The organism is Amphritea opalescens (genome assembly GCF_003957515.1).
In the GTDB taxonomy this organism is placed as follows: domain Bacteria; phylum Pseudomonadota; class Gammaproteobacteria; order Pseudomonadales; family Balneatricaceae; genus Amphritea; species Amphritea opalescens.
In genome coordinates, this window is sequence record NZ_RQXW01000005.1 from 95469 (window position 1) to 121496 (window position 26028).

General features: G+C 47.7%; 25 protein-coding genes. 11 read left to right on the plus strand and 14 right to left on the minus strand.

The window, feature by feature from the left end; translation table 11 throughout:
- Window positions 1-97 precede the first annotated feature (97 nt).
- The 3 genes from tauA to EH243_RS07020 all read left to right on the plus strand — a co-directional run bounded on the left by tauA (window position 98) and on the right by EH243_RS07020 (window position 2980).
- Window positions 98-1126 carry a taurine ABC transporter substrate-binding protein gene (gene tauA / locus EH243_RS07010; protein ID WP_126157936.1) on the plus strand — a complete coding sequence of 343 codons (1029 nt, stop codon included), beginning with the start codon at window positions 98-100 and terminating at the stop codon, window positions 1124-1126.
- 100 nt (window positions 1127-1226) lie between these two features.
- Window positions 1227-2075: a taurine ABC transporter ATP-binding protein gene (locus EH243_RS07015; protein ID WP_126157937.1), complete on the plus strand. Its 849-nt coding sequence runs from the start codon at window positions 1227-1229 to the stop codon at window positions 2073-2075.
- The gene (locus EH243_RS07020; RefSeq protein WP_126157938.1) at window positions 2075-2980 is read left to right on the plus strand and encodes an ABC transporter permease subunit; all 906 of its coding nucleotides are present in this window, start codon (window positions 2075-2077) and stop codon (window positions 2978-2980) included. Before EH243_RS07015 ends, EH243_RS07020 begins: the two co-directional genes overlap by 1 nt.
- Before the next feature lie 588 nt (window positions 2981-3568).
- On the opposite strand, the gene EH243_RS07025 is transcribed toward EH243_RS07020, so the two are convergent.
- The 8 genes from EH243_RS07025 to EH243_RS07060 form a co-directional block, all read right to left on the minus strand.
- Entirely contained in the window at window positions 3569-4081 is a 513-nt protein-coding gene (locus tag EH243_RS07025) for an RNA methyltransferase (protein WP_126157939.1), read from the minus strand.
- Between the two features lie 23 nt (window positions 4082-4104).
- Window positions 4105-5022 (minus strand): glutaminase, encoded by a 918-nt coding sequence (locus EH243_RS07030; RefSeq protein ID WP_126157940.1) that lies wholly within the window; start codon window positions 5020-5022, stop codon window positions 4105-4107.
- Window positions 5023-5033: 11 nt separating this feature from the next.
- The gene (locus EH243_RS07035) at window positions 5034-6251 is read right to left on the minus strand and encodes a DEAD/DEAH box helicase (RefSeq protein WP_126157941.1); all 1218 of its coding nucleotides are present in this window, start codon (window positions 6249-6251) and stop codon (window positions 5034-5036) included.
- Between the two features lie 195 nt (window positions 6252-6446).
- A complete protein-coding gene (locus EH243_RS07040) occupies window positions 6447-7151 on the minus strand; it encodes a P-loop NTPase family protein (RefSeq protein ID WP_126157942.1) in 705 nt (234 codons plus the stop codon).
- A gap of 275 nt (window positions 7152-7426) precedes the next feature.
- A complete protein-coding gene (locus EH243_RS07045) occupies window positions 7427-7729 on the minus strand; it encodes a DsrE family protein (protein WP_126157943.1) in 303 nt (100 codons plus the stop codon).
- Between the two features lie 31 nt (window positions 7730-7760).
- Window positions 7761-8492 carry an ABC transporter ATP-binding protein gene (locus tag EH243_RS07050; protein WP_126157944.1) on the minus strand — a complete coding sequence of 244 codons (732 nt, stop codon included), beginning with the start codon at window positions 8490-8492 and terminating at the stop codon, window positions 7761-7763.
- Entirely contained in the window at window positions 8477-9259 is a 783-nt protein-coding gene (locus tag EH243_RS07055; RefSeq protein ID WP_126157945.1) for an ABC transporter permease, read from the minus strand. Before EH243_RS07055 ends, EH243_RS07050 begins: the two co-directional genes overlap by 16 nt.
- Before the next feature lie 9 nt (window positions 9260-9268).
- On the minus strand, window positions 9269-10288 hold the full coding sequence (locus EH243_RS07060) for an ABC transporter substrate-binding protein (RefSeq protein ID WP_126157946.1): 1020 nt from the start codon (window positions 10286-10288) through the stop codon (window positions 9269-9271).
- Between the two features lie 749 nt (window positions 10289-11037).
- On the opposite strand from EH243_RS07060, the gene EH243_RS07065 reads away from it, so the two are divergent.
- The 7 genes from EH243_RS07065 (at window position 11038) to EH243_RS07095 (ending at window position 19271) form a co-directional block, all read left to right on the plus strand.
- Window positions 11038-11988 carry a restriction endonuclease gene (locus EH243_RS07065; protein WP_126157947.1) on the plus strand — a complete coding sequence of 317 codons (951 nt, stop codon included), beginning with the start codon at window positions 11038-11040 and terminating at the stop codon, window positions 11986-11988.
- A gap of 679 nt (window positions 11989-12667) precedes the next feature.
- Entirely contained in the window at window positions 12668-12973 is a 306-nt protein-coding gene (locus EH243_RS07070) for an ArsR/SmtB family transcription factor (RefSeq protein WP_126157948.1), read from the plus strand.
- A gap of 24 nt (window positions 12974-12997) precedes the next feature.
- The gene (locus EH243_RS07075) at window positions 12998-14050 is read left to right on the plus strand and encodes an alkene reductase (protein WP_126157949.1); all 1053 of its coding nucleotides are present in this window, start codon (window positions 12998-13000) and stop codon (window positions 14048-14050) included.
- 253 nt (window positions 14051-14303) lie between these two features.
- Window positions 14304-14957 carry a nicotinamide riboside transporter PnuC gene (gene pnuC, locus EH243_RS07080; RefSeq protein ID WP_126157950.1) on the plus strand — a complete coding sequence of 218 codons (654 nt, stop codon included), beginning with the start codon at window positions 14304-14306 and terminating at the stop codon, window positions 14955-14957.
- Between the two features lie 2 nt (window positions 14958-14959).
- Window positions 14960-15478: an AAA family ATPase gene (locus EH243_RS07085; protein ID WP_126157951.1), complete on the plus strand. Its 519-nt coding sequence runs from the start codon at window positions 14960-14962 to the stop codon at window positions 15476-15478.
- A 150-nt stretch (window positions 15479-15628) separates the two neighbouring features.
- The gene (locus EH243_RS07090) at window positions 15629-17350 is read left to right on the plus strand and encodes a sensor domain-containing diguanylate cyclase (protein WP_126157952.1); all 1722 of its coding nucleotides are present in this window, start codon (window positions 15629-15631) and stop codon (window positions 17348-17350) included.
- A 214-nt stretch (window positions 17351-17564) separates the two neighbouring features.
- Window positions 17565-19271 carry a sensor domain-containing diguanylate cyclase gene (locus tag EH243_RS07095; protein WP_126157953.1) on the plus strand — a complete coding sequence of 569 codons (1707 nt, stop codon included), beginning with the start codon at window positions 17565-17567 and terminating at the stop codon, window positions 19269-19271.
- A gap of 221 nt (window positions 19272-19492) precedes the next feature.
- Here EH243_RS07095 and EH243_RS07100 read toward each other — a convergent pair whose 3' ends face one another.
- From EH243_RS07100 to EH243_RS07115, 4 genes are all read right to left on the minus strand, one after another.
- Window positions 19493-19993, minus strand: a complete 501-nt coding sequence (locus tag EH243_RS07100; RefSeq protein WP_126157954.1) for a YbhB/YbcL family Raf kinase inhibitor-like protein — start codon at window positions 19991-19993, stop codon at window positions 19493-19495.
- A gap of 417 nt (window positions 19994-20410) precedes the next feature.
- Window positions 20411-21274, minus strand: a complete 864-nt coding sequence (locus EH243_RS07105; RefSeq protein ID WP_126157955.1) for an aminotransferase class IV — start codon at window positions 21272-21274, stop codon at window positions 20411-20413.
- Window positions 21275-21665: 391 nt separating this feature from the next.
- Window positions 21666-22550: a LysR family transcriptional regulator gene (locus tag EH243_RS07110; protein WP_126157956.1), complete on the minus strand. Its 885-nt coding sequence runs from the start codon at window positions 22548-22550 to the stop codon at window positions 21666-21668.
- Between the two features lie 72 nt (window positions 22551-22622).
- On the minus strand, window positions 22623-23084 hold the full coding sequence (locus EH243_RS07115) for an Lrp/AsnC family transcriptional regulator (RefSeq protein ID WP_126157957.1): 462 nt from the start codon (window positions 23082-23084) through the stop codon (window positions 22623-22625).
- A gap of 140 nt (window positions 23085-23224) precedes the next feature.
- Here EH243_RS07115 and EH243_RS07120 point away from each other — a divergent pair, with 140 nt between their 5' ends.
- Complete coding sequence (locus EH243_RS07120; RefSeq protein WP_126157958.1) at window positions 23225-24280, plus strand: PLP-dependent cysteine synthase family protein; 1056 nt, start codon at window positions 23225-23227, stop codon at window positions 24278-24280.
- A gap of 251 nt (window positions 24281-24531) precedes the next feature.
- On the opposite strand, the gene EH243_RS07125 is transcribed toward EH243_RS07120, so the two are convergent.
- Both EH243_RS07125 and EH243_RS07130 read right to left on the minus strand, forming a co-directional pair.
- Window positions 24532-24816, minus strand: coding sequence for a hypothetical protein (locus EH243_RS07125; protein ID WP_126157959.1), 285 nt, complete (start codon window positions 24814-24816; stop codon window positions 24532-24534).
- 297 nt (window positions 24817-25113) lie between these two features.
- Window positions 25114-25968, minus strand: a complete 855-nt coding sequence (locus EH243_RS07130; protein WP_126157960.1) for a DUF4392 domain-containing protein — start codon at window positions 25966-25968, stop codon at window positions 25114-25116.
- Window positions 25969-26028: the final 60 nt, after the last annotated feature.

The window sequence follows — 26028 nt, forward strand, 5'->3', positions numbered from 1 at the left end:
GACCTATTCTTTTGAATGCTTGGATCTATCGTTTGCAACACGTCTGCTCCTAATGTGAATACAGATCAACCGACTTCACACCTCTAGGAGTATTAACATGAGAGCAAGAAAGATTACCCAGTTTGTTAAAAAAGCAGCCACGCTATCGGTTCTTGCAAGCGGATTTGTATTTTCCAGCCTAGCCAGTGCCGATACGGTCACCATTGGCTATCAAGGAATCATGAACCCTTGGAAATCGGTGATTGCAGAGAAACAGTTAGAAAAAGCAACCGGCATGGATATTGAATGGCGTCGCTTCGATTCAGGTGCCAAGGTGATTACCGCTATGGCATCCGGCGATATTGATATTGCCACTGCTGGTTCTAGCCCCATTGCGGCGGCGGTCAATCGCGGACTGGATATCGAACTGGTCTGGGTTTTAGAGAACATTAATAACGCCGAAGCATTAGTTGTGCGCGATGGTTCTGGTATCTCTGCACCGCAGGATTTAAGAGGCAAAACCATCGGTGTGCCTTTTGTATCAACGACTCACTTTCACATGTTGTTCGCTATGGAGCAGTTTGGCTTAACTGAGAAAGACGTTAAGTTGATCAACATGCAACCCAATGCGATTAATGCGGCATGGGAACGCGGTGATATCGATGCGGCCTTTATCTGGGATCCAGCGCTAGGACGTATTAAACAATCGGGTCATGTTCTGTTTAGTTCTGGCGATCTAAGCCGTTGGGGTAAAGCGACCTTTGATGGCGTCGTCATTAACAAGTCTTTAGGTGAAGAGAAGCCAGCGTTTGTCGCTCAGATGATTAAGCTGATTGCGGATGCCGATGCGTCTTATAAAGAGCAGAAAGATGGTCTGACGGCCGATGCGCCATTAGTACAGTCTATTGCGAAGATGACCGGTGGTGCTGCCACCGAAGTGCCGGGTGTATTGGCACTGTATGACTTCCCAAGTTTGACTGAACAAACCAGTTGCACTTGGTTGGGTTGTGGGGCTGAAGGTGGCGCATCTAAAGCGTTGCAGTTTACTTCAGAGTTTTTAAAGCAGCAGGGCAAAGTACGTGCACTGGCTGAAGATTATAGCGTGTTTGTTAACCCATCCTTCGCTGAAGCCGCTGCCAAGCTTTGATCTAACCGAGAGCTGTTTCGCTCAGTTTGACGGTCAAATGTTTGATACAAACTGAGTGAGATAGCTTGAGTTATCAAGGCTGTTTACAGGAGATTTAGGTATGAGCCGATTACAAATTCGTGATGTATCCGTTCTTTATCCGGGTGTGAATGGTGGTGAAGCCGTCACCGCACTTTCAGGTATTAATATTAATATCGAACCGGGGGAGTTTGTGGTTGCATTGGGGGCTTCCGGGTGTGGTAAAACAACCCTACTCAATCTGATGGCGGGTTTTATCCAGCCCTCTGATGGATATTTAACACTGGGGGATAGCTCTATTGCGGGTTTACCTCGGGTTGCTTGTGGCTTGGATCTGAAAGATCAGATTTCAGGGCCGGGCAAAGATCGTGGGGTCGTGTTTCAGAAGCATGCGCTACTGCCTTGGTTAAATGTGTTAGAAAATGCCGCGTTTGGTTTGAAGCTGCAAGGGGTTGGCGAGAAAGAGCGCAAGGCGCGCGCCGCGGATTACCTTAAACTTGTTGGCTTAGAAGATTTTCATAACCATCCCGTTTATCAACTATCTGGCGGGATGCAACAGCGGGTAGGTATTGCCCGTGCACTGACCAATGATCCACATATGCTATTACTGGATGAGCCACTGGGCGCACTGGATGCACTGACCCGTGAAGTGCTACAGGAACTACTGCTGGATGTTTGGCAGGAAACTCAAAAGATGATGTTCTTTATTACCCACAGTGTTGAAGAGGCATTGTTTATGGCGTCACGGTTGATCATTATGTCACCGCGTCCTGGCCGTATTACCCATGAATTCCCGCTGGAGTTTAATAAGATTTTCTTGGAAAACCGAGATGCTCGGAAAGTGAAATCGATGCCTGAGTTTATTGCGATGCGTGAGAAAGTGTTGGGTATTATTCATGGTGATGAAGTCGCTGGTGGAGGATTACACTAATGAACCAGACAACAGCCGCTACGACGCCGGTTAATACAGAGGCGTCATTCAACACAGTCGTTAAACCAACGATTCTAAAACGCTGTTTATCCATATTTGCTGCTGGGCCAGTTAAACCGGGTGAGTCTTACGGTGCGCCGGGGCAGGGTAAAAGCTTGGCGATCAGCCTATTTACGACGGCGATGCTGATCGGTATATGGTATATCGCTACCTATTTTCAGTGGGTTAAACCGCTATTTCTACCCTCTCCCGGCGCTGTTGTGATGCGCTTTTGGGAGGTGGCGACCGAAGGGTTTGCTAACGCCACGCTGCTAGAACATACCGGCTGGAGTATGATGCGGGTGTTCTCTGCCTTCTTGTTAGCCTTGGTAACCGCCGTGCCGATCGGTATCTTTATGGGGGTTAACCGTATCGCTCGGGGTATCTTTGATCCGATTATTGAGTTCTACCGTCCACTGCCGCCATTGGCCTATTTACCACTGGTTATTATCTGGTTAGGTATCGGTGAAGTATCTAAAATCGTACTGATCTATCTAGCGATCTTCGCACCGATGGCTTTGAGTGCTCGGGCCGGTGTTAAATCCGTCGCCATGGAGCAGATTCATGCAGCTTATTCGATGGGTGGAAGCCGCTGGCAGGTGATTCGTCATATTATTCTGATCAACGCACTGCCTGAGATTCTGACTGGTATGCGAATCGGTATTGGCTTTGGCTGGACCACCTTGGTGGCCGCTGAAATGGTAGCAGCTCAGGCGGGTTTAGGCTTTATGGTTCTCAACGCGGCCGAGTTCTTAGTCACTGATATCGTTATCATGGGCATTATCGTGATTGGTATTATCGCCTATCTGTTTGATATGTTGATGCGTTACCTCGAGAAAAAACTGGTCCCTTGGAAAGGGCGCTGATCAACCATTAAGCTTCATCGTTAAGAATAATCATTCATCAACGATGATCACAACCTATAAAGACAGATAAACCGCTCGCCGTGTTTATCTGTCTTTTTTTTGTTCTATAACCTTTCTATATTCAGCTCGCTTAGGTTTATTGATCAGGCCGTAGGTCTTTTCGCATAGGCTTTCATAACGCAGTTAACATCACGTAGCTAAGCCTTCCTAAGAACACCTAAGCCTGTCTAGCATACCTTTCTCAGTCTTCACGCATCACAAGGTTAATCGTGCTTTAAAAGCCTGTATGCGTGGCTTTTCGGTAATAGATATTGAGGTCGAGGTCGATGGTTGTCTGAACGGAATAATTAAACGGAAATGTTAATGGAATGAGCAATAGGGGTTGAGACAACATCATTGCTGTACAGCGAGCGTCGTGCAGAAAGGCCTGATAGAAAGAACGGTATAGAAAGAACCGTATAGGCAGTGTCGTATAGGGGGACGTATAAAAGAGGCGTATAGATGAGGACGTATAGAAAGCGCCGGTAAGTGGTCATACTTATCCGGCCGGTTTCATGAAGTTGTTGTTTGTCTGCGGGTGAAGCTGATTTATGACTTATTAAGCACGAGCCGGTTGTTAGCATCGCGGCTCTGTTTAATCAGATCGGGGTCTATCTGACGGTTCTGCTTGGCCATGCGATCATAAAGTAGCACATTAACCGTTGCCGCTAAGTTCATACAACCGTTGGTGGGGATATAGACCACCGCATCGGCGGCATTAACGGTGGCTTGATCAATCGAGCTATCCTCCGGACCAAAGACATAGAGGGCATGCTCTGGGTGGACGAAGTCGGGCAGAGGGGTGGCACCTTCGACGAGTTCGATACAGACCAGCTTCTGCGGTGCCTTCGCTAGGCCAACAAAGGATTCAACAGCGGTCAGTGGCACCTTTAAGTGAGCGTCACGGGTGTCGGTATGATACTTAGCCGCTCTTTCAAAGCGGGTGCCGTTATAGAAGATCGCACAGGCACCATAGCAACCCGCGGCTCGCATGACCGCCCCAACATTGGAGGGGCTTTTAGGGTTACACAGTGCAATGGCTGCTGAACCTAGGTTTTCCACAATACAATCCTTATCCAATCAGGTTATCCAAAAATCGACCAACCGGTGTGCTGCACCAGCTTTTCCAAGGCTTCGGTGCCCAGTTTGCTATTACCGACGTTATCGAGCCCCGGCGACCAGACAGCGATTGAAGCCTTGCCGGGGGCAATCGCTAAAATCCCACCACCAACGCCACTTTTGCCCGGCAAACCAACACGGAAAGCGAACTCTCCTGAGCCGTCATAATGACCACACATTAGCATCAGGGAGTTAATCCGACGGGCACGTTGGGTGGAGACTACCCGTGTACCGGTAACGGGGTTACGGCCGTTATCGACCAAAAACAGACCGGCCTTTGCCAGTTGTTGGGTATTCATGGCGATTGAGCAGTGATGGAAGTAGGTGCCCAGTACGCAGTCGACGGGGTTGTCTATGCGTCCGAATGACGCCATAAAGTGGGCAAGGGAAGCGTTACGGTCCCCTTTGCTCTGTTCTGAGCGCGCCACTTTTTCATCGATACTGATGCTGTCGTCATCGGCGATAAAACGCACAAACTGTAAGATCTCCGCCAGGGTTTCTTTTGGCTGGTGGCCCATCAGGATGGCATCAGCGACGGCGATGGCACCGGCATTTATAAAGGGGTTGCGGGGTTTTCCATGTTCATGCTCTAACTGCACGATAGAGTTAAACGGATCTCCCGAGGGTTCTCTGCCCACCCGTGCCCAGAGGGCATCGCCGAGTTTGCCCAGCGCGATAGTGAGGGTAAAGGCTTTTGAGATACTCTGTATCGAGAACAGCTGTTGGCTATCGCCGGCGCTAAAGACACGACCATCCGCCATCGCCACAGTGATGGCAAACTGATTAGGATCGATACAGGCCAGTTGAGGAATATAGTCTGCAACTTTGCCCCGTTCTTCACTGGCACCGATGGTGGCAACGATCTGATCTAAGATATCCTGCATCATTGCGCTCCTTATCGTCTGCGTGAGCGGCCGGCTGGTTTGCTATGTCGGCTATTGCCGCCGCGCCCCTTTTTTTTCGTTTGGCCGAAATTCTGCTCGAGGCTCGGCTCATAGCCGGGAAGCCACTGCTGCATGAGGTGGCCATCGAGAATTTTATGCACTTCATCCAGTAGCCATTTCTCATCGGCACTTAGCAGCGTAATCGCCACACCGGTTTCACCTGCGCGGCCGGTACGACCAATCCGGTGGATATAATCTTCGGCGTTGTGGGGCAACTCATAGTTGATTACATATTTGAGTTGCTGAATATCGAGGCCACGGGAGGCGACATCGGTGGCAACCAAGACACGAATCGAACCCTCTTTAAACCCTTCTAGCGCTCGTTCTCGGGCACCTTGGGATTTATCCCCATGAATGGCAACGGTTTTTAAGCCGTCTTTACACATCTCTTTGGCAAGATCGTCGGCACCTTTTTTAGTGCGGGTAAATACCAGTACCTGCTGCCAATTTTTCGAACCGATCAGGTAGGAAGTGATCTCCCGTTTACGGTGCTTATCCACTTCATAGGCGATCTGTTCAACCTGAGTGGCGGCGGCATTGCGCTGATCGACCTCAATCAGCTGCGGATTATTGAGTAGCTGTTGGCTGAGTTTAAAAACCGCATCATCAAAGGTGGCGGAGAAGAGAAGTGTCTGGCGGTTTTTGGGCACGGCGCGAAGAATCCGCTTAATATCATCAATAAAGCCCATATCGAGCATGCGATCTGCTTCGTCTAATACGAAGAACGCCAGTTGGCTGAGATCGATCGCCCCACGGGACAATAGATCCATCAAACGGCCCGGTGTGGCCACCAGAATATCGACACCTTGGGCAATGGCATCTAACTGTGGATTAACGCTGACACCGCCATAGGCCACCACTGTGCGCAGTGAAAGGTGTTTGCCATAACCCTGAAAGCTTTGTGCGACCTGTTGCGCCAGCTCCCGCGTAGGGGTTAAAACCAGTGCGCTAACGATATTAGCGGGGGTTTGCTGATCGGCTAAGGTATGCAGAATAGGCAGGGCAAAGGCCGCGGTTTTACCGGTACCTGTTTGCGCGCCAGCCATGAGATCCTGCTGTTTGAAAATAGCGGGGATCGCTTCCTGTTGTACAGGGGTTGGTTGGTTATAACCCTTTTCTTCAATGGCTTGCAGCAGTGAAGGGTGTAAACCAAAAGATGAAAAACTCATAACCGAAACCTTAACGTTTTAATTGGCGCGAGTTTAGCAGATAAGCGGTATGTTTGCGGCTCAAAAGTGACTAAAAATGATACTGAGGCATCGCTAAAGTATTCGTGTTAGGCGCAAGAGGGTAAAAATGAGGAGAGAGTCTTTTAGCGCAAAATGATAGCGGGGCCGAAACGCTATGTGTGGCCCCGCATCAGCTTATAGATCGTTCATTAAGCCTTCGAGGGTATGATGAACTTTGTTGACCCATACTCGACTGCGTTGTCTTTCCATTAAGCCCAGATGAGGGGCTTCATTATCTTTCAGGTTTGCCGCGGCCCAAAAGCTCAGACCCAGTTTCTCGATCTTCTGCATGGTAGGGGTGTGTAGTGCGGGGATATAAAACTGCGCCACCGGTTTTTGGTTTGTATCAAACCCCTGTAACGGTGCTAAGGCTTCAATATTGCTAAAGTCGGTGCCCCGGCCTTGGTTTTTGGCCACAATCACCGATAGCTGATGGCTGTATTTGTTGAGGAAGTTGTCCAGTAGATTTACTGAATCAGGGCCGCTATCGACGGCATACCAATAAACGAGTTTAATGCCCATCTCTTGGCACATCTCGATAACGCCGTTCTCTTCGATCCAGCGGTCGAGAAAACGTTCGCTTTGTGCGGGAAGATCTATCAGCACATTGCAATCATCTTCTAACGCCAACTCCATAATCTGATCGATGCTTTCAAAGTGATCCAGATTGATGGTTCGGGTGTAATCGAGGTAATAGCGGCTCAGTGTCGGGTGTGACTGATCGGCATCCAAGCCGACATAGGGTTGTGATTTATCCAGAAAATACTGTGATAGCAGACGGGATAATACCGATTTACCTACCCCACCTTTTTCACCACCGACAAAATGAATCGTGCTCATGAATTTAATACCCGTAATAATCGTTTAGTGTAAATACTGAAGTATAAAGTGCGCTAATGAATAAGGTATTTCAAGCCTATTGTGTTAATCATTGGTCTGAGGAGGTAAATCCGGCTAAACGCACTAAAGCGGGGCGAGTTAGAGGGCCAATTCAGCCAAGCGAAGAGAATGCTTTGAATCTTTAGATTAAAGGATTCCTACCCATCTAATAGGAGCGTGTATAGATAGAGGCGTGTATAGATAGGGGCGCGTATAGACTCGCTGACGGGCAAATCTTAAGCGCGAAGATAAGACCAACCAGCGGCTTGTTGATGAGCAAGATACTGAACGGCGGCGTCAACCAGCTTAACGTCTGCCTGAGCGGTCAGGGATTGCGCTTGTAAGCTATTACGACACATCACCAGTCGACTTAGAATATCGGAGTCTGTCAAGGTGACCGCCACTGCCATCGCGGGGCCATTGACGACGATTTCTACCTGGGCATCCGGTTCTAATTTAAGTAAATTGCGGGCATTGTTTTGTGCTCGTTTCAATGCATCTACTGTGGGTGCGTGGATCAATAATCGTGTAACGGCCATGAGGGTATCCTTCTAACAATTCTTCTGAAAATTAAAGTGCGTTTGCGATCTCTTGAGCCATTTTTTGCAACTTGTCTGTGCCACGATCTCTTGGGCGAGGCAGATCAATGGGTTTATCTAACACGACGTTCGCCGGTGAACCCGATAATACAATGACTCGATCGGCTAAATACACCGCTTCTTCAATATCGTGGGTGATAAACATTACCGCTTTGCGCGTCTGTTCCCAGATCGCCAGTAACTGATCTTGCAAATGTTGGCGCGTGATGGCATCGACCGCACTAAAAGGCTCATCCATCAACAATAAGTGAGGCTTGACCGCCAATGCTCGGGCAATACCGCCCCGTTGTACTTGGCCACCGGACAACTGGTGTGGCCAACGCTCAGCCAGCTCGTCAAGGCGAGTCAGTTTTAATACTTCGTCTATGCGGTTGTGTTTTTCTTCGGCTGTCAGTTTGAGCCCTGTCAGCCCATACGCTATATTGCTGCGCAATCGACGCCAAGGCATGAGACGACCATCTTGAAACACCACGCTGCGAGAGCGGCGGGTTTCGTCTTCCTCGACGTTTAGTGAAATAGTGCCATGACTGGCTGAGGTCAGGCCAGCGACACAACGTAACAGTGTCGATTTACCAACGCCTGAACCACCAACGACGGCAATAAACTCGCCATCTTCTATTTGAAGATTCAAATGAGCAAAAACGGGGTCAGGATTGTTCCCGTAGTGATAACTCAGATCTTCAATCTTTAGGATGGGCGCCATGTTAACACTCGCTTTTCAATCAAACCAAATAGGGTATCACTCAAGGTGTAAACCAGAGAAATAATCAGCATGTAAACCACAACCACTTCATAAGCACCGACGCCGGCGGCGGAATTCATCTCTTGTCCCATGCCGGGAACACCCAACAATTCAGCGGCGATCAAGGTCATCCACGCTTGTCCGATACCGGTACGAATACCCGAGAAAATTCCCGTTGCCGCTCCCGGTAAGGTTACTTGAAAGGCTTGACGAAAATAGCCATTTTGACCAAACGCACGGGCTAGGTCATAAAAACGAGAATCCACATTGCGTACCGCAGAATAGGTTGCAAAGTAGTTTACCCAGAATACGCCTATGGCAATCACGAAGGCGGCGCCCGCATGGCTTACTTTAAACCAAGCGATGGCAAAAACCACCCACGCCAATGGCGGAATCGGACGTAGAATCCGCGCTAGCAAAGCGTGTAAGGCGTCTAGCAGCGATGAAGACGCCGCTAATGTACCCACTAAGAAGCCAAGAAAAGTACCAATCGCCAAGCCCCAAGCGTAATGCACTAAACTTGAGAGGACGGCTGGCATTAAACGCTCGGATGTCCACTCATCAACCAGTGCTTGTGGCAGTTTAAAGGGATCGGGAATGGTGCCAGCTGCCGCCCAGCCTGCCGCTTGCGCGTATTTCCACAACAGTACAAATGCTGCTACGCCTAATATTCCCAGTAAAGCACGCCCCCATTGTGAGCGTGTTAAAGGGTGAGTGTGTGATTCCATGAGGTGGAATTACTCCCTAATGAGTTCGTTATAAAAACGAACATCAAACAGTGCGTCTAGGTCAACGCTTGCTTTAAGCGTACCTTGGCTGGATTGAAAATCACGCATGGTACGAGTGCCATCTATGATCGCATTAGGATCTGCTTCAAACTGATCGTGTGAGTTGTGCAGCGCATTCAAAACAATCTTGCTGGGTAAACGACCACCACCGACGTATTTACCCACGGCTTTGACCGCTTTTTCTGGGGCATCACGCAGTTCATGGGTGGCTGCGATATGGGCTTTCACTAGCGCTTTTACCAATTCAGGATGCTCATTGATCAATGATTCACGCACGGCTAATACCGCACCTGGTTGATGAGGGAACATACCTGAACCTGAGGCCACGACGGTTGCATCGGATTTTTTATCACGAATAATACTAACAACCGGCTCTAAAATAGCGGCGCCATCGACCGCTTCGGTCATCAGTGCTTGCTGTACCTGAGCCGCGCCTTGGTAAATGATGTCGATGTTTTGTTTGATCTCATCGCTGCTCATACCCAGTTGTTTTTGTAACCAGTACTGCAACACTGTTTCTGGCACTGAACCTCTAGGGAAGGTGGAGATAACGGCTTTACGGCCTTTATCCGCTTTAAAACGGGCAAACGCTGTTTTTGCATCACCATTATCAAAGTAAGGAGACAGTTCGCCCAAGGCGACCATGCTGATTTGCTCAACAATGTTAGAGGCAACCACTTTAATGTCAGCGCCTTTGGCACGGGCAACCATGGCAGGTCCAATACCAAGATAGGCAACATCTAATTGACCGGCTAGGAGCGCTTGCACAATAGCGGGGCCATTTTGAAATTGAAACAACTTAGGATCGCTAACGCCGGCCTTTTCCAAGGTGTCGCCTTCCAAAACAATAAATGCTTGGGAGATCGGAATAATGGGCATATAGCCAATTTCAAGGTTTTTGTCGGCCGCAGTCACTAAACTACTCCAACCACACAAGAACAAGGTCATCAGGGCCACGAATCGGGACATCAGAGTACTCCAGAGAATTAAAATTTGAGCGTGAATTATATATAAACTAAAAGAATATCAAAGCTTATTTTAAGATCATTTAGAACTAAATAAATAAGCATATTTTATGGGCCGGGGGTTCATATAATAAGTGCGACTATTGAATGTGCTGATGAATAAGCAATCTGGGTCTCGTCAGTCGGTAAAAAGATTACGTATAAAGAGCTGCTCGAGATGGTAGGCAGCATTTCCTCAGCGTCGAAAAAGAAAAATTTCATGAAAGTATCATTTTACTTTTTCTAATCTGAAAATTATTGCTCAATGCAGACAGTCCTGTGGAAGGTGTTGTAGACCTTCCTTCAGCATGATACTTATAAGTACACCCATAGCTTACCGAGCGCTTTAAAGCTCAATTTATGCGAGAAATCGTAATGAGGTTATTTATGGGCCCCAAGGACAAGCCATCAGTGATTGCTCTCTTGGCGCTTCAAGTCATTTCAGGTAGTGCTTTCATTTCCCCTTATGGGGATAGTTAATTTGCTTCTAACGAAGCGAGTTAACGAAAACTGGGGTACTTAATTGGGTTGGGGTGGACACTAGACTAGAGCCTGGCGGCACTTTAGGTGCCGCAAGCCCTTTTTATTAGTGCGTGATTTATAGTTGTGACGCTTTTAAAAAATCATGCTGGTAAATTAAAAATGTTATAAATATCAATAGTTTTAAGGTTTATATTAAGTCCACTCAATAATAACAGAGCTTACGGAAAAGTTATGTCTATCCCAAAATACAACGAAATCATGCCGAATATTCTGCGCTACTTGAATACGAATGGTGAGCAGAAATTCAGGGATCTGGAGCAGCCTCTGGCTATTGAGTTTGGTTTATCTGATGCCGAAATTATTCAGGAATACGATTCGGGTAATGGCACTGTATTTCTGGATAGAATCAGCTGGGCATTGAGCTATTTAACCAATAGTGGACTGACGGAAAGGCCGCGCAGAGGCGTATATAAGAATACAGAGTTAGCACAGGCGTTCTTAGATAAACCTACAGAAGAGATTCAGATATTTGTTAAACAACAAATGGCCTTGAGGACAGCGAAGCAGAAAGCAGAGAAAGCAGAAGAAGGGCAGCTTGATGAGTCTTCTGATCTTCTAATGGAAAATAATCAAACTCCTCAAGAAATGCTGAATACAGCGCATGAGAGCATCCGCCAGTCCACATATGACCAGATTATAGATACCGTACTCAGTAAAACGGCAACAGAGTTCGAAGGCCTTGTTGTTAAGCTGATGGAGCGTATGGGCTATGGAGGGCAGGTAAAAAACGCTGGAACGGTCACACAAGCCTCAAATGATGGCGGCATTGATGGGATTATTAGAGAAGATGTCCTTGGTCTCGGGAAAATACATATTCAAGCTAAGCGTTATGCAAAGAGCAATACTGTAGGCCGCGAAGAAGTTCAGAAGTTTGTTGGCGCTCTGGCGGTGGCTCAATCGAATAAAGGTGTGTTCATTACCACTTCATCATACAGTGCTGGTGCAACGGCTTACGCTGAGAGTTTAAACGGTACCACCAATTTGGTTTTGATCAATGGTGAACAATTGGCTAAGTATATGTATGACTACAGCCTCGGAATGCAGACCAAGCAGCATATCGAAATCAAAGAGATGGATTCTGATTTCTGGGATGGAATGCAGAACGACTCAAAGGTCGGCTAGAGCGAGGTCGCGATACGTTGTTTTGTGACATTCTAACCACGAAAAGATATTTTACGAAGCTTTCAAGGCTATAAGTGCCCACCAAATAAGAGTATCAACCTTAAACATCAGCGACATACAATTTATAGCTATGAAGGACGCTAGACTATGCTGACAAGTTTAATGAATGTGTTGCAGCGATCCACTGAATCCACGCATAAAGAAGACATATTATTGAGAAGCTAAATCTTTCAATAATAGCTTTATCAATCAAGGCTTTAATAGAGTTGCTCAAGCTTCCCCTCAATAGCGAGGTTTTCAATGATCTCACTTTAAATTCTAAAACTACAATTTCACGCTACCCTCCAATATTCGTTGTATCCTTAGTAGTACGTGCTCTTCAGCAATGTAACTAAGCATGAGATCAAATCTCAATCTCAACTTACATCATCACAATTATCATGCTAAATATTTATTAAATTAGCATATCGTGTTGTAACGATATATATTTCGTTATATCGTGTTTTAGCGATATTGTAAGTATTGATGAATTCACGCCCATGGCGCTCGATAGTGCGGGGTGTTGAGTTTGTTATGCAGAAGCGAAATCTTGTGAAAACCTGCATTCATCGCCAAGTTAGTTCTATGTGATGAAGCCAAGTTGTAAAAATGACAGCCCGAGAATAGCAAGAGGAAGGTTATGAGCGCCGCTGAACTCGATGAGATGATAAAGGCGTTATCGCATCCGTTACGCCGAGATATTTTACATTGGCTAAAACAACCTGAACTGTTTTTTGCTGATCAGGAACACCCGCTGAGTTTTGGTGTGTGTGCTGGGATGATTGACCGACAAGCGGGTGTATCCCAGTCAACAGTGTCGGCTCATCTGGCAACGTTACTGCGGGCTGGATTTATCAGCAGTAAAAAACTGGGGCAGTGGAATTTCTTTATGCGTAATGAGGCTGTGATTCAGCAGTTTATTGCGCGTCTAAACGAACAGCTTTAATAAACGTACCGATAGGAGACGTTAATGCCTACTCTTTTTGACCCGATCACCTTGGGTGATCTAACCCTTAAAAACCGTATTCTTATGTCACCATTAACCCGTTGCCGCGCCGATGAAGGTCGCGTGCCGAATGCGTTGATGGCTGAATATTACCGCCAACGCAGTAGTGCTGGTTTGATTTTGTCGGAAGCGACGTCAGTCACGCCGATGGGGGTGGGTTACCCCGATACTCCGGGAATCTGGTCCGATGAGCAGGTAGCGGGTTGGCAGCTTGTCACCGATGCGGTTCATCAGGCGGGTGGGCGTATATTCCTGCAGTTGTGGCATGTGGGGCGTATCTCCGACCCACTGTATCTTGATGGTGAGCGGCCGGTGGCCCCGAGTGCGGTTAAGCCTGCGGGCCATGTCAGCTTAGTTCGGCCGGTAAAAGATTATGTTGAGCCCCGAGCGATGACATTAGCAGAGATCGAAGGGGTTATCGGCGATTTCCGTCAAGGCGCGGTGAATGCTAAAGCCGCTGGTTTTGATGGTGTGCATATCCATGGTGCGAATGGTTATCTGTTGGACGAGTTTTTGCAGGACAGCACCAACCTGCGTGATGATCAGTATGGCGGTTCATTAGAAAACCGTGCCCGCTTAATGCTGGAGGTCACCGATGCCTGTATCGATGTTTGGGGTAAAGATCGGGTGGCGATGCATCTAGCACCACGAATGGATGCCCATAGTATGGGTGATTCCCAACCCAAAGAGACCTTTAGCTATGTGGCGACCGAGTTGGGTAAGCGCGGTATCGCCTTTATCTCTACCCGAGAGCGCGCCGCCGATGACAGCTTAACGCCGATGCTAAAAGAGTGTTTTGGTGGCCCTGTGATCGCCAATGAGAAGTTTACTAAGGCCTTAGCTAATCAGTGGCTAGCCGAGGGTAAGGCTGATGCCGTGGCTTTCGGTATCCCCTTTATTGCTAATCCCGATCTGCCAAAACGGTTAGAGCTGGATGCCGAGCTTAATCCCGCCCGTCAGGAACTGTTTTACGCTCATGGGGCAGAGGGGTATACCGATTACCCCCGCTTGAGTTAACGACAGCGATAACGACTGCTGATGAATCTCTACTAAAGCCTGCTTATGCAGGCTTTTTGCTTTCTGGCAATGGGCTCTGCGAGTAGCCTGTTTTAAGTTGTCTAGTTTCGCAGAGGTTTTCGGTTATATCGGGCTGAATGGGTCTGAAAAAGATCGTTGATGGGGATACAATATGCGCCCGCAGTCATTCCCGATACGGTTAGGCGTAAAGGGTGTGCCATCGTGAATTCAAGAGTAAAGCTGACAAGATAATATGGATACGAATATTTTAATGACGATCGAGTGGTTGCAGTTGTTGGGTAGTACGCCGCTGGAAATACTGGCTACTGTCAGCGCGATTCTGGGGGTGCTGCTGATCGCTCGGCAAAATATTCTCGGTTGGCCGTTAGGCATTCTATGGGCGTCAATTTCCGCTTGGCTAGCGATCACCGAGTGGCAGTTAGTATCGGACGGTATTCTCTATCTGTCTTATATACCGATTCAACTCTACTGCTGGTGGGTTTGGCTAAAGGGCGGCGCCATTCAATCACAGCCTTTTGTGCCACAGTGGTTGTCGCAGCAACGGCAACTGTTATTGGTGCTGGCGGTCGTTATCTGTATTGCTGCATGGGGGCAGGGCATCAGGGCGTTGGCAGCAAATGTCAGCTGGATTCCGCAGCCTTCATTGTTATGGCTTGATTCCATTACTACTGTATTAAGTTTTTTTGCGCAGTTTTTACAGGCCCGCAAACGGATGGAAAATTGGTTAGGTTGGGTGATCGTGAATGTGTTGGGTATCTATATTTACTGGCTTAAAGATGCGCCGATCTACTCCGTGCAATATGCCATCTTCCTCCTGTTGGGACTCTATGGTTGGTTTCAGTGGCAGCGATCGATTAAACAGAACGCAGATGCGAAGAGTCAGTGATCATGCGTATTGTGCTGACCGGTGCGGAATCGTCGGGTAAAAGTACCCTAGCCGAGCAGCTTAGCTTGGTGTTGAATATCCCCTTTGCTCCCGAGTATGCGCGGATTTATCTTGAGCAAAATGGTCCGGATTACGATCTAGCGCAGTTAACTCATTTGAGTGTGTTACATCAGGCTTATCAACAAACTCAGGTGCCGCTCGAAGCGCCGCTGGGTATTTACGATACCGATTTGATCAATTATAAAATCTGGGCCGAGGTGGTGTTTGGCGTTTGCCCTAGGCAGATTAGGGAAGCGGCGGCGCAGGAATCAGATCATGTGTACCTACTGTGCAACCCCGACCTTCCCTGGGAGCCAGACCCTCTGCGAGAAAACCCCCGTGCGGATGAGCGCGAGTGGCTTTACCAGCGTCATTTGAGTGAAATACAGCGACTCAATCGACGTTATGAGGTTGTTGAGGGAGTGGGTGAGCAGCGTTTGATCAATGCACAGGCGGCATTTGAACAGCTGCTTTTGGGTTAGCCGGGCTGTTAATCCTGCTCAGTAAGCGCCATAAAGATAGCTTGCTGTACAACGAAATATTCGTGTTGTACTCTTTCGGCCACAAATCGGTTAGGATGGAAAATCTATTCTGAAGTACTCACTCTCGACCGCGTTAATAGAAGGCGATTAATGATCTGCATCCGCTCCCATGCCGTTATTTCATTCCTGTTGATTTTGTGTGTTTGTCTGTTTTCTCGCGCGTCTTTCGCCACGAACCAAGCTCAAATCCCCACCCAGATTATTAGCAACGATACGGTCAAACTTGAGTCGTTCAGAATGGGCTATTTTGTTGATAAAACGGAAGCCATGACGTTTGCAGATGTGCAACCGCAAACCTTTATACCCTCGGCCAATGGGTTATCTTTAGGCACGACGTCGAAGGTGACTTGGGTAAAGATCGAACTAGAAAATGCTAATACCTCGCCGATTAAGGTTTACCTTCACCACCCGTATGCCTATCACAACAGTAAGGTTGAGCTTTATGAAGTGGTCGATGGCCAGTTAACGCGGGCCCGTTTGCTGGATATGGATGATAAAACAACGTTGCAGTGGATGTATCGTGGTAGCGCGGTGTTTGATATTGAGCTGCAGGGGTGGCAACATAAGACGCTGTTTGTCAAAAGCCAAGCGTTTTCTCATCAATGGTTTAAGCTGAACCTTTACGATGAAAATCAATCCAAACGGGCGCTGCTAGGTCTGTATACTGATATTGCGCTCCTAGTTGGGATGATACTGGCGCTCATTATCTATAACTTTTTGCTGTTCTTCTCTTCGCGGTTAAGAGAACACTTTTTCTATGCCTGTTATCTGGTTTCAGGCGGCTTTTGGATAGCCCTTTCTTATGGCTTGCTGGCCGATCTGTTTGATGTCTATGGCAGTATTACGCTGAAGTGGCATCTATCGTTAGTGTCTATGCCGATTTTTATCTTGCTGTTTATGATCAATATTTTTGAAACCAAGAAAAAATACCCCGTTGAACATTGGGCGTTGCTCTCCATTCTGACATTGTTAATCGGTGAGTTTATCTATGGTTTATTTGATATTGTCACCGCACTAAAGTATTCCAGTACACTCGCCGCGATCATGATGCTCGTGACGCTATGTGTGACCCTGTCGATGCTAGTGCGTAAGCAATCTATCGCTTTATTCTTTCTGTTGGGACATGGCCTATTTATCGGTTTTAGTGGCTTAGCCGTTTTGTTTTATAAGGGTAAAGTCCCCTTTAATTATGTTAATAGCCACGGGGTAGGTATTGGCATCGTGCTTGAAGCATTGGTGTTGGCGCTGATCATTGCCTACCGTATTCGCTCCTTGGAAAGTTTAAAAGCGAGCCAAGCGGACCTTCAGCTATTAGCTTCAACAGACCCCTTAACACAGCTGTTTAACCGTCGTCATTTTAGTCTTGCCGCGAACCAACTATTAGAGCAGGCGGCACAAGCACAGCAGCCAGTCTCCATCGCTATGATTGATATCGACCATTTTAAGGTTATTAATGATACCTATGGGCATGCACTCGGTGATAAATCCATTAAACAGGTTGCCGATGTTATTCGCTCCCAGTGTCGCCACGAAGATCTACTGGCTCGTTATGGTGGCGAAGAGTTTGTGATTATGATGCCAGATACCTTTGGGCAAGAGGGCTTTTCACTATCTGAACGCATCCGCCAGACAATCGAAACCATGACCTTGAAAATAGGTCGCGAGCAGTCGGTCAGCTTTACCATCAGTGTGGGTATTGCCGAAGTTGACGCTGCAGACCCGGATCTACACGACGCCATTAACCGAGCGGATAAAGCGCTCTATCAAGCGAAGAATAACGGTCGTAATCAGTCGCAGTTGTTTACGGAGTAAGGTGGGTCGTTGGTGCTTCAACGACTGGATTGCTGTTGAATACGTGGGTCCGGCTTATGATGTCAGCTAAGTGAGTGTTCAAGGCTGAGCATCTCTTAGGTTAATGGTTCTAAAGCCATGCGGAGCCATTGTTATACTCTTTTATTGAGCAATCGGTTAGGATAGATAACATATTATCAAGTATGTTCTATTCATCCGTCATAGAAGATGGCTAATGACCTGTATTCGCCCCTATTTATTGATGCTTGTGTTGTTATCGCTAAGCGGGTTATTTTCTGCGGTGAGTTGGGCTGCGGTACCTGTGCAGGTGATTCAGGGAAGTGGCGTTAAGCTTGAACAGTTTCAGATGGGGTATTTTGTTGACGAAACACAGCAGATGACCTTTGATGAAGTTTTGCAGCAGACCTTTAAGATATCAAAAAACAGTATTTCATTAGGTACCCATGCGAAAACCACTTGGGTGAAAATCGAAGTAGAAAACAGCAACGCTACCCCCTTTGAACTTTACCTCCACCACCCTTATGCCTACCACAACCGTGCGATCGAACTTTATGAAGTCGTCGATGGTAGGTTGACCCGCGAACGGGTGCTGGATACGGATGATAAAAATACGCTGCAGTGGATGTATCGCGGTAGCGCCGTGTTTGATATCGCGTTACAGCCCCATCAGCGCAAAACATTGCTAGTCAAAAGCATCGCCTATTCGCATCAATGGTTCGCGCTTAATCTGTATGATGCCGACCAATCCAAAAGAGTCTTATTGAGCCAAAGTACCGATATTTCATTGCTTGTCGGTATGTTGCTTGCTCTGATTATTTATAACCTCTTGTTGTTTTTATCATCCCGTTTAAAAGAGCACCTTTATTACGCCTGTTACCTAATTTGTGGCGGGTATTGGATCGCGCTCTCATATGGTTTGATCGCCGATGTTTTTGAGGTATATGGCGCTACCGCTTTTCATGGCCACTTGGCCTTAGGCGGCATACCGATCTTTCTATTGTTATTCATGATGACAACGTTCGAGACGAAGCGAAAGTACCCTATAGAGCACAAGGCGCTACTCTGGACCCTTATTATATTGGTGGGTGATACTCTCTACGGTTTATTTGATATTGTCAGTGCGCTGCAGGATTCAACCACCTTTGCTGCCCTCATGATGGTAGTCACCTTGTCGGTCTCTGTATCGATGCTGATTCGTAAACATCCTGTTGCCTTGTACTTTTTATTAGGCCATGGACTCTTTGTTATTTTTAGCGTGCTAGCGGTGTTGTTTTATAAAGGTGAAGTGGAATTTAACTATATTAATACCCACGGTGTTGGTATCGGTATTATGCTGGAGGCCTTGATGCTTTCACTGATTATCGCCTACCGTATTCGCTCGCTTGAAAGTATGAAAGCAACCCAACTCGACCTGCAACTGTTGGCCTCAACCGATCCCTTAACACAGCTGCTTAACCGTCGCTCCTTTAATACGGCTGCGAGCAAACTGTTAGAGCAAGCCGTCCAAACAGGGCAGCCGACGTCTGTGGTGATTATCGATATCGATGACTTTAAACGGATTAATGATAGCTACGGTCATGCTGTGGGTGATAAAGCGATTAAACAGCTCACCGATGTGATTAGATCGCACTGTCGTTGCGAAGATGTGCTAGCGCGATATGGCGGTGATGAATTGGTGATTTTGATGCCGAATACCTTGCAAAAAGAGGGGTATATCGTCGCTGAACGTATACGACAGACTTTGGAGCATACGGCTATTAAGGTGGACCCCGGTGAATCGGTTTACATGACCATTAGCATTGGTATTACGGAGGTTGAAGAAAATCGACGGGATGTCCAAGAGGCCATTAGTCGAGCCGACAAAGCGCTCTATCAAGCGAAGAATAATGGTCGTAATCAGTCGCAGTTGTTTACTGAGTAAGACCGCTCGTTGGCGCTTTAATGGGCTGATTATCGTCCTGACTGCTCAATAAGCGGAAGCTTCTTCTTATGTAGGCTGGTTTTATAAAGCTGTTTTTTATAAAGGCATTTATATAGAGGCATTTATATAGGAGCATTTATATAGGAGCATAGGCGCCGAGCGGTTAGTCGATAAGGGGCGCTGAGATCGCCCCAGCTCCCCGTGTGTTACAATCCATCCGCTTAGTATTTGCCCATTTCTAATACCGTTGTTGCGGTGACTTTATCATCCTGCATCGCTTTGACCGTGACGTAATACGCATGACCCTTACCGCCAGAGCAGGGCGGCATGTAGGCTCCGGCTTTATCCCAGCCAGGGCTGCGATGTGCTTCAATGCTTTTAAATCCTTCAGGCAGGTCAAATGAATGCCCCGCGACGGAGGGGATAGTCACTTCGCGCTCGCTGCCATTAAACATAAACTGCATTCGCCCATGTCCACCGTTATCCATTTTTTTAGAATCACGGTCGCTGTATTCCAGCACGATGGCATGGGTGCCTGATGGAAGATCACTGACGATCAGTGCTGGTGTTGCGGGGTTATGCCCACCAAATTTCTGACATTGCTGTCCGGTCGGTACTTGGTTGCCGTCCCACGCCGTATCAGCAAACTTTGCATCAAGGGCAAATGCATGAGTACTAACGACGGTCGCCACGATCAGTGGTATAAAAAGCGTACTTTTCATCATGATAATCCTTCCTATAGCCTGTGATTTTTAGTGCATAACTGAAGTGAATACTATGCCATGAAACTATTTTTGTCGTCCCGATCAATGCTGTTAAGGTAATTTCTCGAAAAGTAATCGGATGAGGAATGGCTGGCTAGATATCGATTCAGCGTTGGATTCGGTTGGGGATGGGGAAGAGAAAGAGTGGTAAACAATGAGGGTGTCGAGATGGGCGAATGACGCTAATGCTAGCGTTGTCTTGAAACGGGTGGTGGGCATAGATAAAAAAAACCTGACGTCGGATGCCGAGGTCAGGTTTTTTTATTCAGCACTCAAACCACATGGTGGATTGGGTGCTGGGCTTACTAAGAAAACTTACTAATAGCGCTTACTAATAGCGCTTACTAACAGATCGACTAGCAGCGCTAGCCGAGCTTAGTAGTCGAACTTAGCAGCGGTGTAGATGTTGAAAGCTTTTTCCCAGATTTCGCCAACTTCACCATTACCGACAGGCTTGCCGTCTAGTTTAGTGACCGGAGCGATCTCTTTAGATGAGCTGGTTACCCAAACTTCGTCAGCATTACGGACTTCATCCATGGTAACGGTACGTTCTTCTAGTTTCAGAGAACCGTCCGCTTTGATGCTGTCGATGATGATGCGACGGGTAATACCCGGTAGGATCTGGTTGTCCTGAATAGGGGTGCTAATAACGCCATCTTTAACGATGAATGCGTTACATGAACTACCTTCAGTCAGTTCGCCTTTGGCATTGTAAAGCAGTGCTTCGTCATTGCCGCTTGAGTGGCCTTCCTGATAGTGAATAACGTTACCCAGCAGTGCGGTAGACTTGATGTGGCAACGCTGCCAGCGCAGGTCTTCAGTGCTGATCAAGCTGTACTGATGCACTTTAGTGCGATCAGCAGGTTCAGGTGACTTGATACCGAAGGCAAAACAGAAAATAGTTGGTTCAACATTTTCTGGGTAAGCGTGGTTACGCTTGGTATCAGTACCACGGGAAATGTGTACGTAAACACCCAGATTTTCACCGAGGTCGCTGTTTTTAGCGATCAGATCATCAAGCAGTGTTTTCCACTCGTCAGCAGTATGGCTGTTTTTGATCTCGATGATAGATAAGCCGTTGATCATACGGTTGATATGAGGCATCAGGCCTACAGATTTACCGTTGTAGTATGGAATAACTTCGTAGATACCGTCGCCAAATAGGAAACCGCGGTCGAGTGGAGAGATGCGGGCTTCTTCTAGCGGCAAGTATTCGCCATTCAGGTAAGCAATGCTCATATTAACCTTCCTTAAACGTATTAGGGACCATGCGTAACAGGCAGCCAGAGATGATACTCGGGCGCTATAACCATATTGCATGTTCCAGAGTTATTTGACACTGAGTTGCTGAGTAATTTTGATCGTTAAAGCGATCGGAGAACAGCTTCTGGGTCTCGTGACTGTACAGTCAATCACGCTCTGCTTGTGGCGTTGAGCGAAAGATAAACTGCAAACTGACTTTTTGGGTTGCACCCAGTTTCTTAGAAAAGAGGAATAGTTGCAATAGCTGGAAAAAGATAAGAAAAATAATCTGTTTATATTGGTTATTTAGCTGAATTTTTTTAAAAATCATCCGAATCGGGATGAAAATACTGTTGTTTTTCGACTTGAAGGCCGATGGCTAGGTTGTTCAGGCGGTATTAACAATGATCTCTCGACCGCTTTTTACCAATAGTTGGGGCAGTATGCGGTCATCGTCCAAACACCAGCAGGCGCAAAAGGCCAGTTCCGGTGGCTTTGGTCCGGGGTTGACCAGCACCAGCCGTCCCTGTTCTAGGTAGGGGCGAATCACCGGTGCTGGCAGCAGTGCCATGCCGGCACCTTCGAGGGTCAGGGTGAGTAGGTTGGCAACGGAGCTACAGGTGTGAAATATGGGTGTCTCTTCCAGTGGCCGAAACAGTGACTGTAGGTAGTCCCAAGGGCGGGTATCCCTTGGAAAGCTAAGAATAGGCGACTGACATAGGGTTTCGACACTGTTAACGGGGTTGTCCTGTAGGCGTTGAGGCGTGGTACACCAAGATTGTGGAAAACTACACAATGGTTCTGTCACCAGCCCCGGCTGATTGTTATCCCCCGCAACCATCAGGGCGAGATCTAATTGATTCTCTTGCAGTTGGCGGGTGAGTGTCGGGGTGACATCGCTGATGAGCTCGAAGGACATCAGTGGGTGTTGCTGTTGCCATTGTTGTAACAAGGGCGATAGGTATAGGTGCCCTAAAGTATCGGTAATGCCGATTCTAAGGGTGCCTTTTTGTGGGTTTTGATCGGTAATCTGCTGTTTCATCTCTTGGCTAATCGCCAGCAGTTTTTCGGCATAGGGGAGCAGCTGCATTCCGCGGGATGAGATGCGGGTGCCGCTCTTATCACGAATAAACAGTTGTGCCCCAAGCTCTTCTTCTAAGGCATTGATTCTGGCTGAGATGGCTGGCTGGGTTGCATGCAACTGTTGGGCGGCAGCATGAAAACTACCCAGTCGGGCTACTTTTACAAAGGTGTTTAAATTTCTCAGGCGCATAGGTCAGGCTCGGCAGATGATGTTGTCACTATATAGAAGCTTGTTGGCGCTGCAAAGCTTCGGGGTAAAGTCTCAGCAGTGACTGAGGGGTAATCGGGTTGAGAACTTAATCTCTTCCATCGCAAAACTAGAGGTAACATCGGTGAGCCCCTTCACGTCGGTGATGAGTTTTTTATAGAAACGGTCGAAGGAATCGATATCGTTGGTGACCACCCGCAGCAGGTAATCCCACTCCCCGGCCATACGGTAGCACTCCATCACTTCTTCGAAGCTTAAGACCGCAGCGGCAAACTGCTTTAGCCATTGTTCTTCATGTTGCTGTGTTTTGATCTGCACGAATACCGATACGCCTACGCCAATTTTTTTGCTATCTAGCAGGGCAACACGGGCTTTGATGATACCGGCGTTTTCTAATCGCTTGATCCGCTTCCAGCAGGGTGTTGTGGATAGGTTGACCTGCTCAGCAATCTCGGCAACAGAGAGCGTTATGTCTTGCTGTAAAAGATTAAGTATCTGCTTATCTATGCTATCCATGACATTTTTATCTTTTATTAGTTTGATATGAGAAAAATTATTCTATAAATGACCGGTTATTGCCAGTAGAAAGCAAAAAATATCTATTCGTTCGGCTCTATACTTTTGGCTGTTGAATGATAGCTAGAGGAATAATAGAGATGAATGCTTGGATACAGCAGGCGGTAGCGTTGATTAAGGCGGATGCACAGCGCTCGGCGGATACCCATTTGATTAAATTGGCCGTGCCGTCGTTGACGGGAATCGACCTCTATCTGAAAGATGAGAGCAGTCATCCGACCGGTAGTTTGAAACACCGTTTGGCCCGTTCGCTGTTTCTCTATGCTTTATGTAATGGCCAGATTCGACAGGGCACTACGGTAATTGAGGCGTCATCAGGCAGCACCGCGGTGTCGGAAGCCTATTTTGCGCGCATGATTGGGGTGCCTTTTATTGCAGTGATGCCGCGTAAAACCGCCAAGGCCAAGATCAAGCAGGTTGAATTCTATGGTGGACGCTGTCATTTCGTTGAGTGCGCCACGCAGATGCATGATGCGGCAGCCACCTTAGCCCGTGATTGTCACGGGCATTTTATGGACCAGTTTCGTTATGCTGAACGGGCGACCGATTGGCGGGGTAACAGTAATATCGCCGAAAGTATCTTTAGGCAGATGCGTCTTGAGCGCCATCCGGTACCGGCTTCGATTATTATGAGTGCCGGTACGGGAGGCACCACGGCGACGCTTGGGCGGTATATTCGTTATAAAGGGTTTGATACGACACTGCTGGCGGTCGACCCCGAGAATTCGGTGTTTTATGACGTGTGGCAAACCGGTGACCGGTCGATTGAGATCAATCAGGGTGGGCGGATAGAAGGGATTGGTCGCCCGAAAGCGGAGGAATCTTTTCAGCCGAGTGTGATCGATCGTATGTTGCAGGTACCCGATGCTGCGTCGGTGGCTGCGATGTATTGGTTGGAACAGTTGATGGGGCGAAAAGTGGGCGCGTCAACGGGGACGAACCTATGGGGGATGTTAACCCTCGCGGCTGAGATGCGAGAGCGTTCAGAGCAGGGCTCTCTGGTAACCCTTATTTGTGACAGTGGTGAGCGGTATCTCGATAGTTACTATGATGCGGAATGGGTTGCGGAAAATATCGGTGATGTTGCGGTTTATCAGCAGTCATTAGCCACACTGTTGGATGGCGGCTGTTCCTAGCTTTAATGCTTAGATCGAATTTTTATAAATTGAGCTCTTAAGTTGAACTCTTAGATTGAGCGCTTAAGTTGAGCTGATAGTGATGATGGCTGGTTAAATTGTAGGGTGAATTGTCGACAGGGGCTGAGCCTATGTCCGTAAGAACAGTCTGTAAGAACAGTCTGCAAGAACAGAGAGGCGGCAGAGCGATCTGTTAAGTGATCGATGCCGCTGAGCAGACGCAGTGTTTACCCTGTTAAGCTGCCCTTTGATTATTCCTGTATTTTCAACGCTTTCGCTTTGGGTAGCGCTTGCATCTTTGTCTTATTGTTAGGGGCTTTCTCAAGCGTGCCCCCAGAAGTGACGGCTGGATTTAATCTCTTATTATTACTTGCGGTGGCGGTGCAGGTGCCCGTCGATGGATGTCTATCGCTGCAGTCATCCACGGTTACACAACCACTGGAGCCACACCAGATATCGGCAGATGCCGGAAGGCTAATAGCCGCCATACAGGGGAAGAAAAAAACGGCTATATATTTTTTGGGTATGATATTCATTGAAAATACTCATGCGTTGGTTGTTTGATCTTATTTGAGCATGAATATCGTAGTAATCATAGCGCTTGGCACAATGGTGATATCAGGGCATAAAACCGGTATAGGTGCTTGTGATTTGGCTAATTGAGGACTGATAGGTTCTTTTCAGCATGCTTAAGACAGGGTCTATCGATTGAGCATGTTGCGAGGTGAGGTTAGATCGCGAGTCATTAAAAAAGGCTGATGAAGTATCAGCCTTTATTGAGTATCGCAAAAACAGCTAAGTATGACAGTCGTCTACGAAGCGGTTTTGAGGTTTTAGTCGGTATAACCGATCAACGCCCGTAATCCGGCAATGACACTATCGCCTTCTTCTAACGGCAGGCCGTCTTCGGTAAGCTGATTGATGCGGGTGACGCCATCAACACTGCCCAGCTTTGATAGGTATTCGATAATGGCGAGCGGGTCTGTTTCGCCCAGCAGGTCGCGACCACTCCACAAACTGAAGAAGCTGATCAGGCCGTATGCGCCCCAGTTAGACACATCCGCAATCAGCAATTCATCCACGCAGGTGGCGGCGGGCATGATATCCAGTTCTTTGATCGCTTCGGTAATATTTCCCATACCGATCTCATTACCGCCATCACCAATGCCGATGGTAGGACATTTCGCGTTATTGACAAAGGTGTCAAAGCAGGCGGTGCGGGCGCTGATACTTTCGCCACGCATGTTGTAGTAATCACCGTCTTCCGCTTGTCCTGGGCGTTCAATCGACAAAACCGCATCCGGGTTGTAGTTGTAAAGCGCTTGGAAGGCTTCGAGGGTGCGTTCTTGGTGTTCACCAACACGGATCTCATGGACACGGTATTTATCCATAAGAGCTTGTGAGACGGGTGGTCCACAGACCAGCACGGGGGTTGCACCGAGCTTTTCGAGGGCGTTGTACAGTGCAATAGCACCCAATGGGCCGTCGGTTTCAAAGGTGTCTACGACGGGGAAACCGGTGCCGATGAGCACATGACCTCGGCATTTATACAGGGTGCGGGCAGCGCGTAGGTAGTAACCGGTCGATAGGGCAGGCTGAACGGTTTTCATACCGCGTAAATTACGTGCAACCAGCAGGTCTTCTACCTGTTTACTCAGTGCTGCTTCGTTAATCTGATTCTGTGACATTAGTGAGTACTCTGTTAACCATTTCGTTATAAAGCCGGTGAGAAACGATGCCGGCGGTGA

Excerpts from the sequence above, each read along its gene's own strand:
- EH243_RS07020 (WP_126157938.1), top strand. The coding sequence starts at position 2,075 with ATGAACCAGACAACAGCCGCTACGACGCCGGTTAATACAGAGGCGTCA.
- EH243_RS07110 (WP_126157956.1), bottom strand. The coding sequence starts at position 22,550 with ATGCGCCTGAGAAATTTAAACACCTTTGTAAAAGTAGCCCGACTGGGT.
- EH243_RS07030 (WP_126157940.1), bottom strand. The coding sequence starts at position 5,022 with ATGCAGGATATCTTAGATCAGATCGTTGCCACCATCGGTGCCAGTGAA.
- EH243_RS07120 (WP_126157958.1), top strand. The coding sequence starts at position 23,225 with ATGAATGCTTGGATACAGCAGGCGGTAGCGTTGATTAAGGCGGATGCA.
- EH243_RS07050 (WP_126157944.1), bottom strand. The coding sequence starts at position 8,492 with ATGGCGCCCATCCTAAAGATTGAAGATCTGAGTTATCACTACGGGAAC.
- pnuC (WP_126157950.1), top strand. The coding sequence starts at position 14,304 with ATGGATACGAATATTTTAATGACGATCGAGTGGTTGCAGTTGTTGGGT.
- EH243_RS07040 (WP_126157942.1), bottom strand. The coding sequence starts at position 7,151 with ATGAGCACGATTCATTTTGTCGGTGGTGAAAAAGGTGGGGTAGGTAAA.
- EH243_RS07035 (WP_126157941.1), bottom strand. The coding sequence starts at position 6,251 with ATGAGTTTTTCATCTTTTGGTTTACACCCTTCACTGCTGCAAGCCATT.
- EH243_RS07015 (WP_126157937.1), top strand. The coding sequence starts at position 1,227 with ATGAGCCGATTACAAATTCGTGATGTATCCGTTCTTTATCCGGGTGTG.
- EH243_RS07075 (WP_126157949.1), top strand. The coding sequence starts at position 12,998 with ATGCCTACTCTTTTTGACCCGATCACCTTGGGTGATCTAACCCTTAAA.
- EH243_RS07085 (WP_126157951.1), top strand. The coding sequence starts at position 14,960 with ATGCGTATTGTGCTGACCGGTGCGGAATCGTCGGGTAAAAGTACCCTA.
- EH243_RS07090 (WP_126157952.1), top strand. The coding sequence starts at position 15,629 with ATGATCTGCATCCGCTCCCATGCCGTTATTTCATTCCTGTTGATTTTG.
- EH243_RS07060 (WP_126157946.1), bottom strand. The coding sequence starts at position 10,288 with ATGTCCCGATTCGTGGCCCTGATGACCTTGTTCTTGTGTGGTTGGAGT.
- EH243_RS07070 (WP_126157948.1), top strand. The coding sequence starts at position 12,668 with ATGAGCGCCGCTGAACTCGATGAGATGATAAAGGCGTTATCGCATCCG.
- EH243_RS07065 (WP_126157947.1), top strand. The coding sequence starts at position 11,038 with ATGTCTATCCCAAAATACAACGAAATCATGCCGAATATTCTGCGCTAC.
- EH243_RS07045 (WP_126157943.1), bottom strand. The coding sequence starts at position 7,729 with ATGGCCGTTACACGATTATTGATCCACGCACCCACAGTAGATGCATTG.
- EH243_RS07130 (WP_126157960.1), bottom strand. The coding sequence starts at position 25,968 with ATGTCACAGAATCAGATTAACGAAGCAGCACTGAGTAAACAGGTAGAA.
- EH243_RS07100 (WP_126157954.1), bottom strand. The coding sequence starts at position 19,993 with ATGAAAAGTACGCTTTTTATACCACTGATCGTGGCGACCGTCGTTAGT.
- EH243_RS07125 (WP_126157959.1), bottom strand. The coding sequence starts at position 24,816 with ATGAATATCATACCCAAAAAATATATAGCCGTTTTTTTCTTCCCCTGT.
- tauA (WP_126157936.1), top strand. The coding sequence starts at position 98 with ATGAGAGCAAGAAAGATTACCCAGTTTGTTAAAAAAGCAGCCACGCTA.
- EH243_RS07095 (WP_126157953.1), top strand. The coding sequence starts at position 17,565 with ATGACCTGTATTCGCCCCTATTTATTGATGCTTGTGTTGTTATCGCTA.
- EH243_RS07055 (WP_126157945.1), bottom strand. The coding sequence starts at position 9,259 with ATGGAATCACACACTCACCCTTTAACACGCTCACAATGGGGGCGTGCT.
- EH243_RS07105 (WP_126157955.1), bottom strand. The coding sequence starts at position 21,274 with ATGAGCATTGCTTACCTGAATGGCGAATACTTGCCGCTAGAAGAAGCC.
- EH243_RS07115 (WP_126157957.1), bottom strand. The coding sequence starts at position 23,084 with ATGGATAGCATAGATAAGCAGATACTTAATCTTTTACAGCAAGACATA.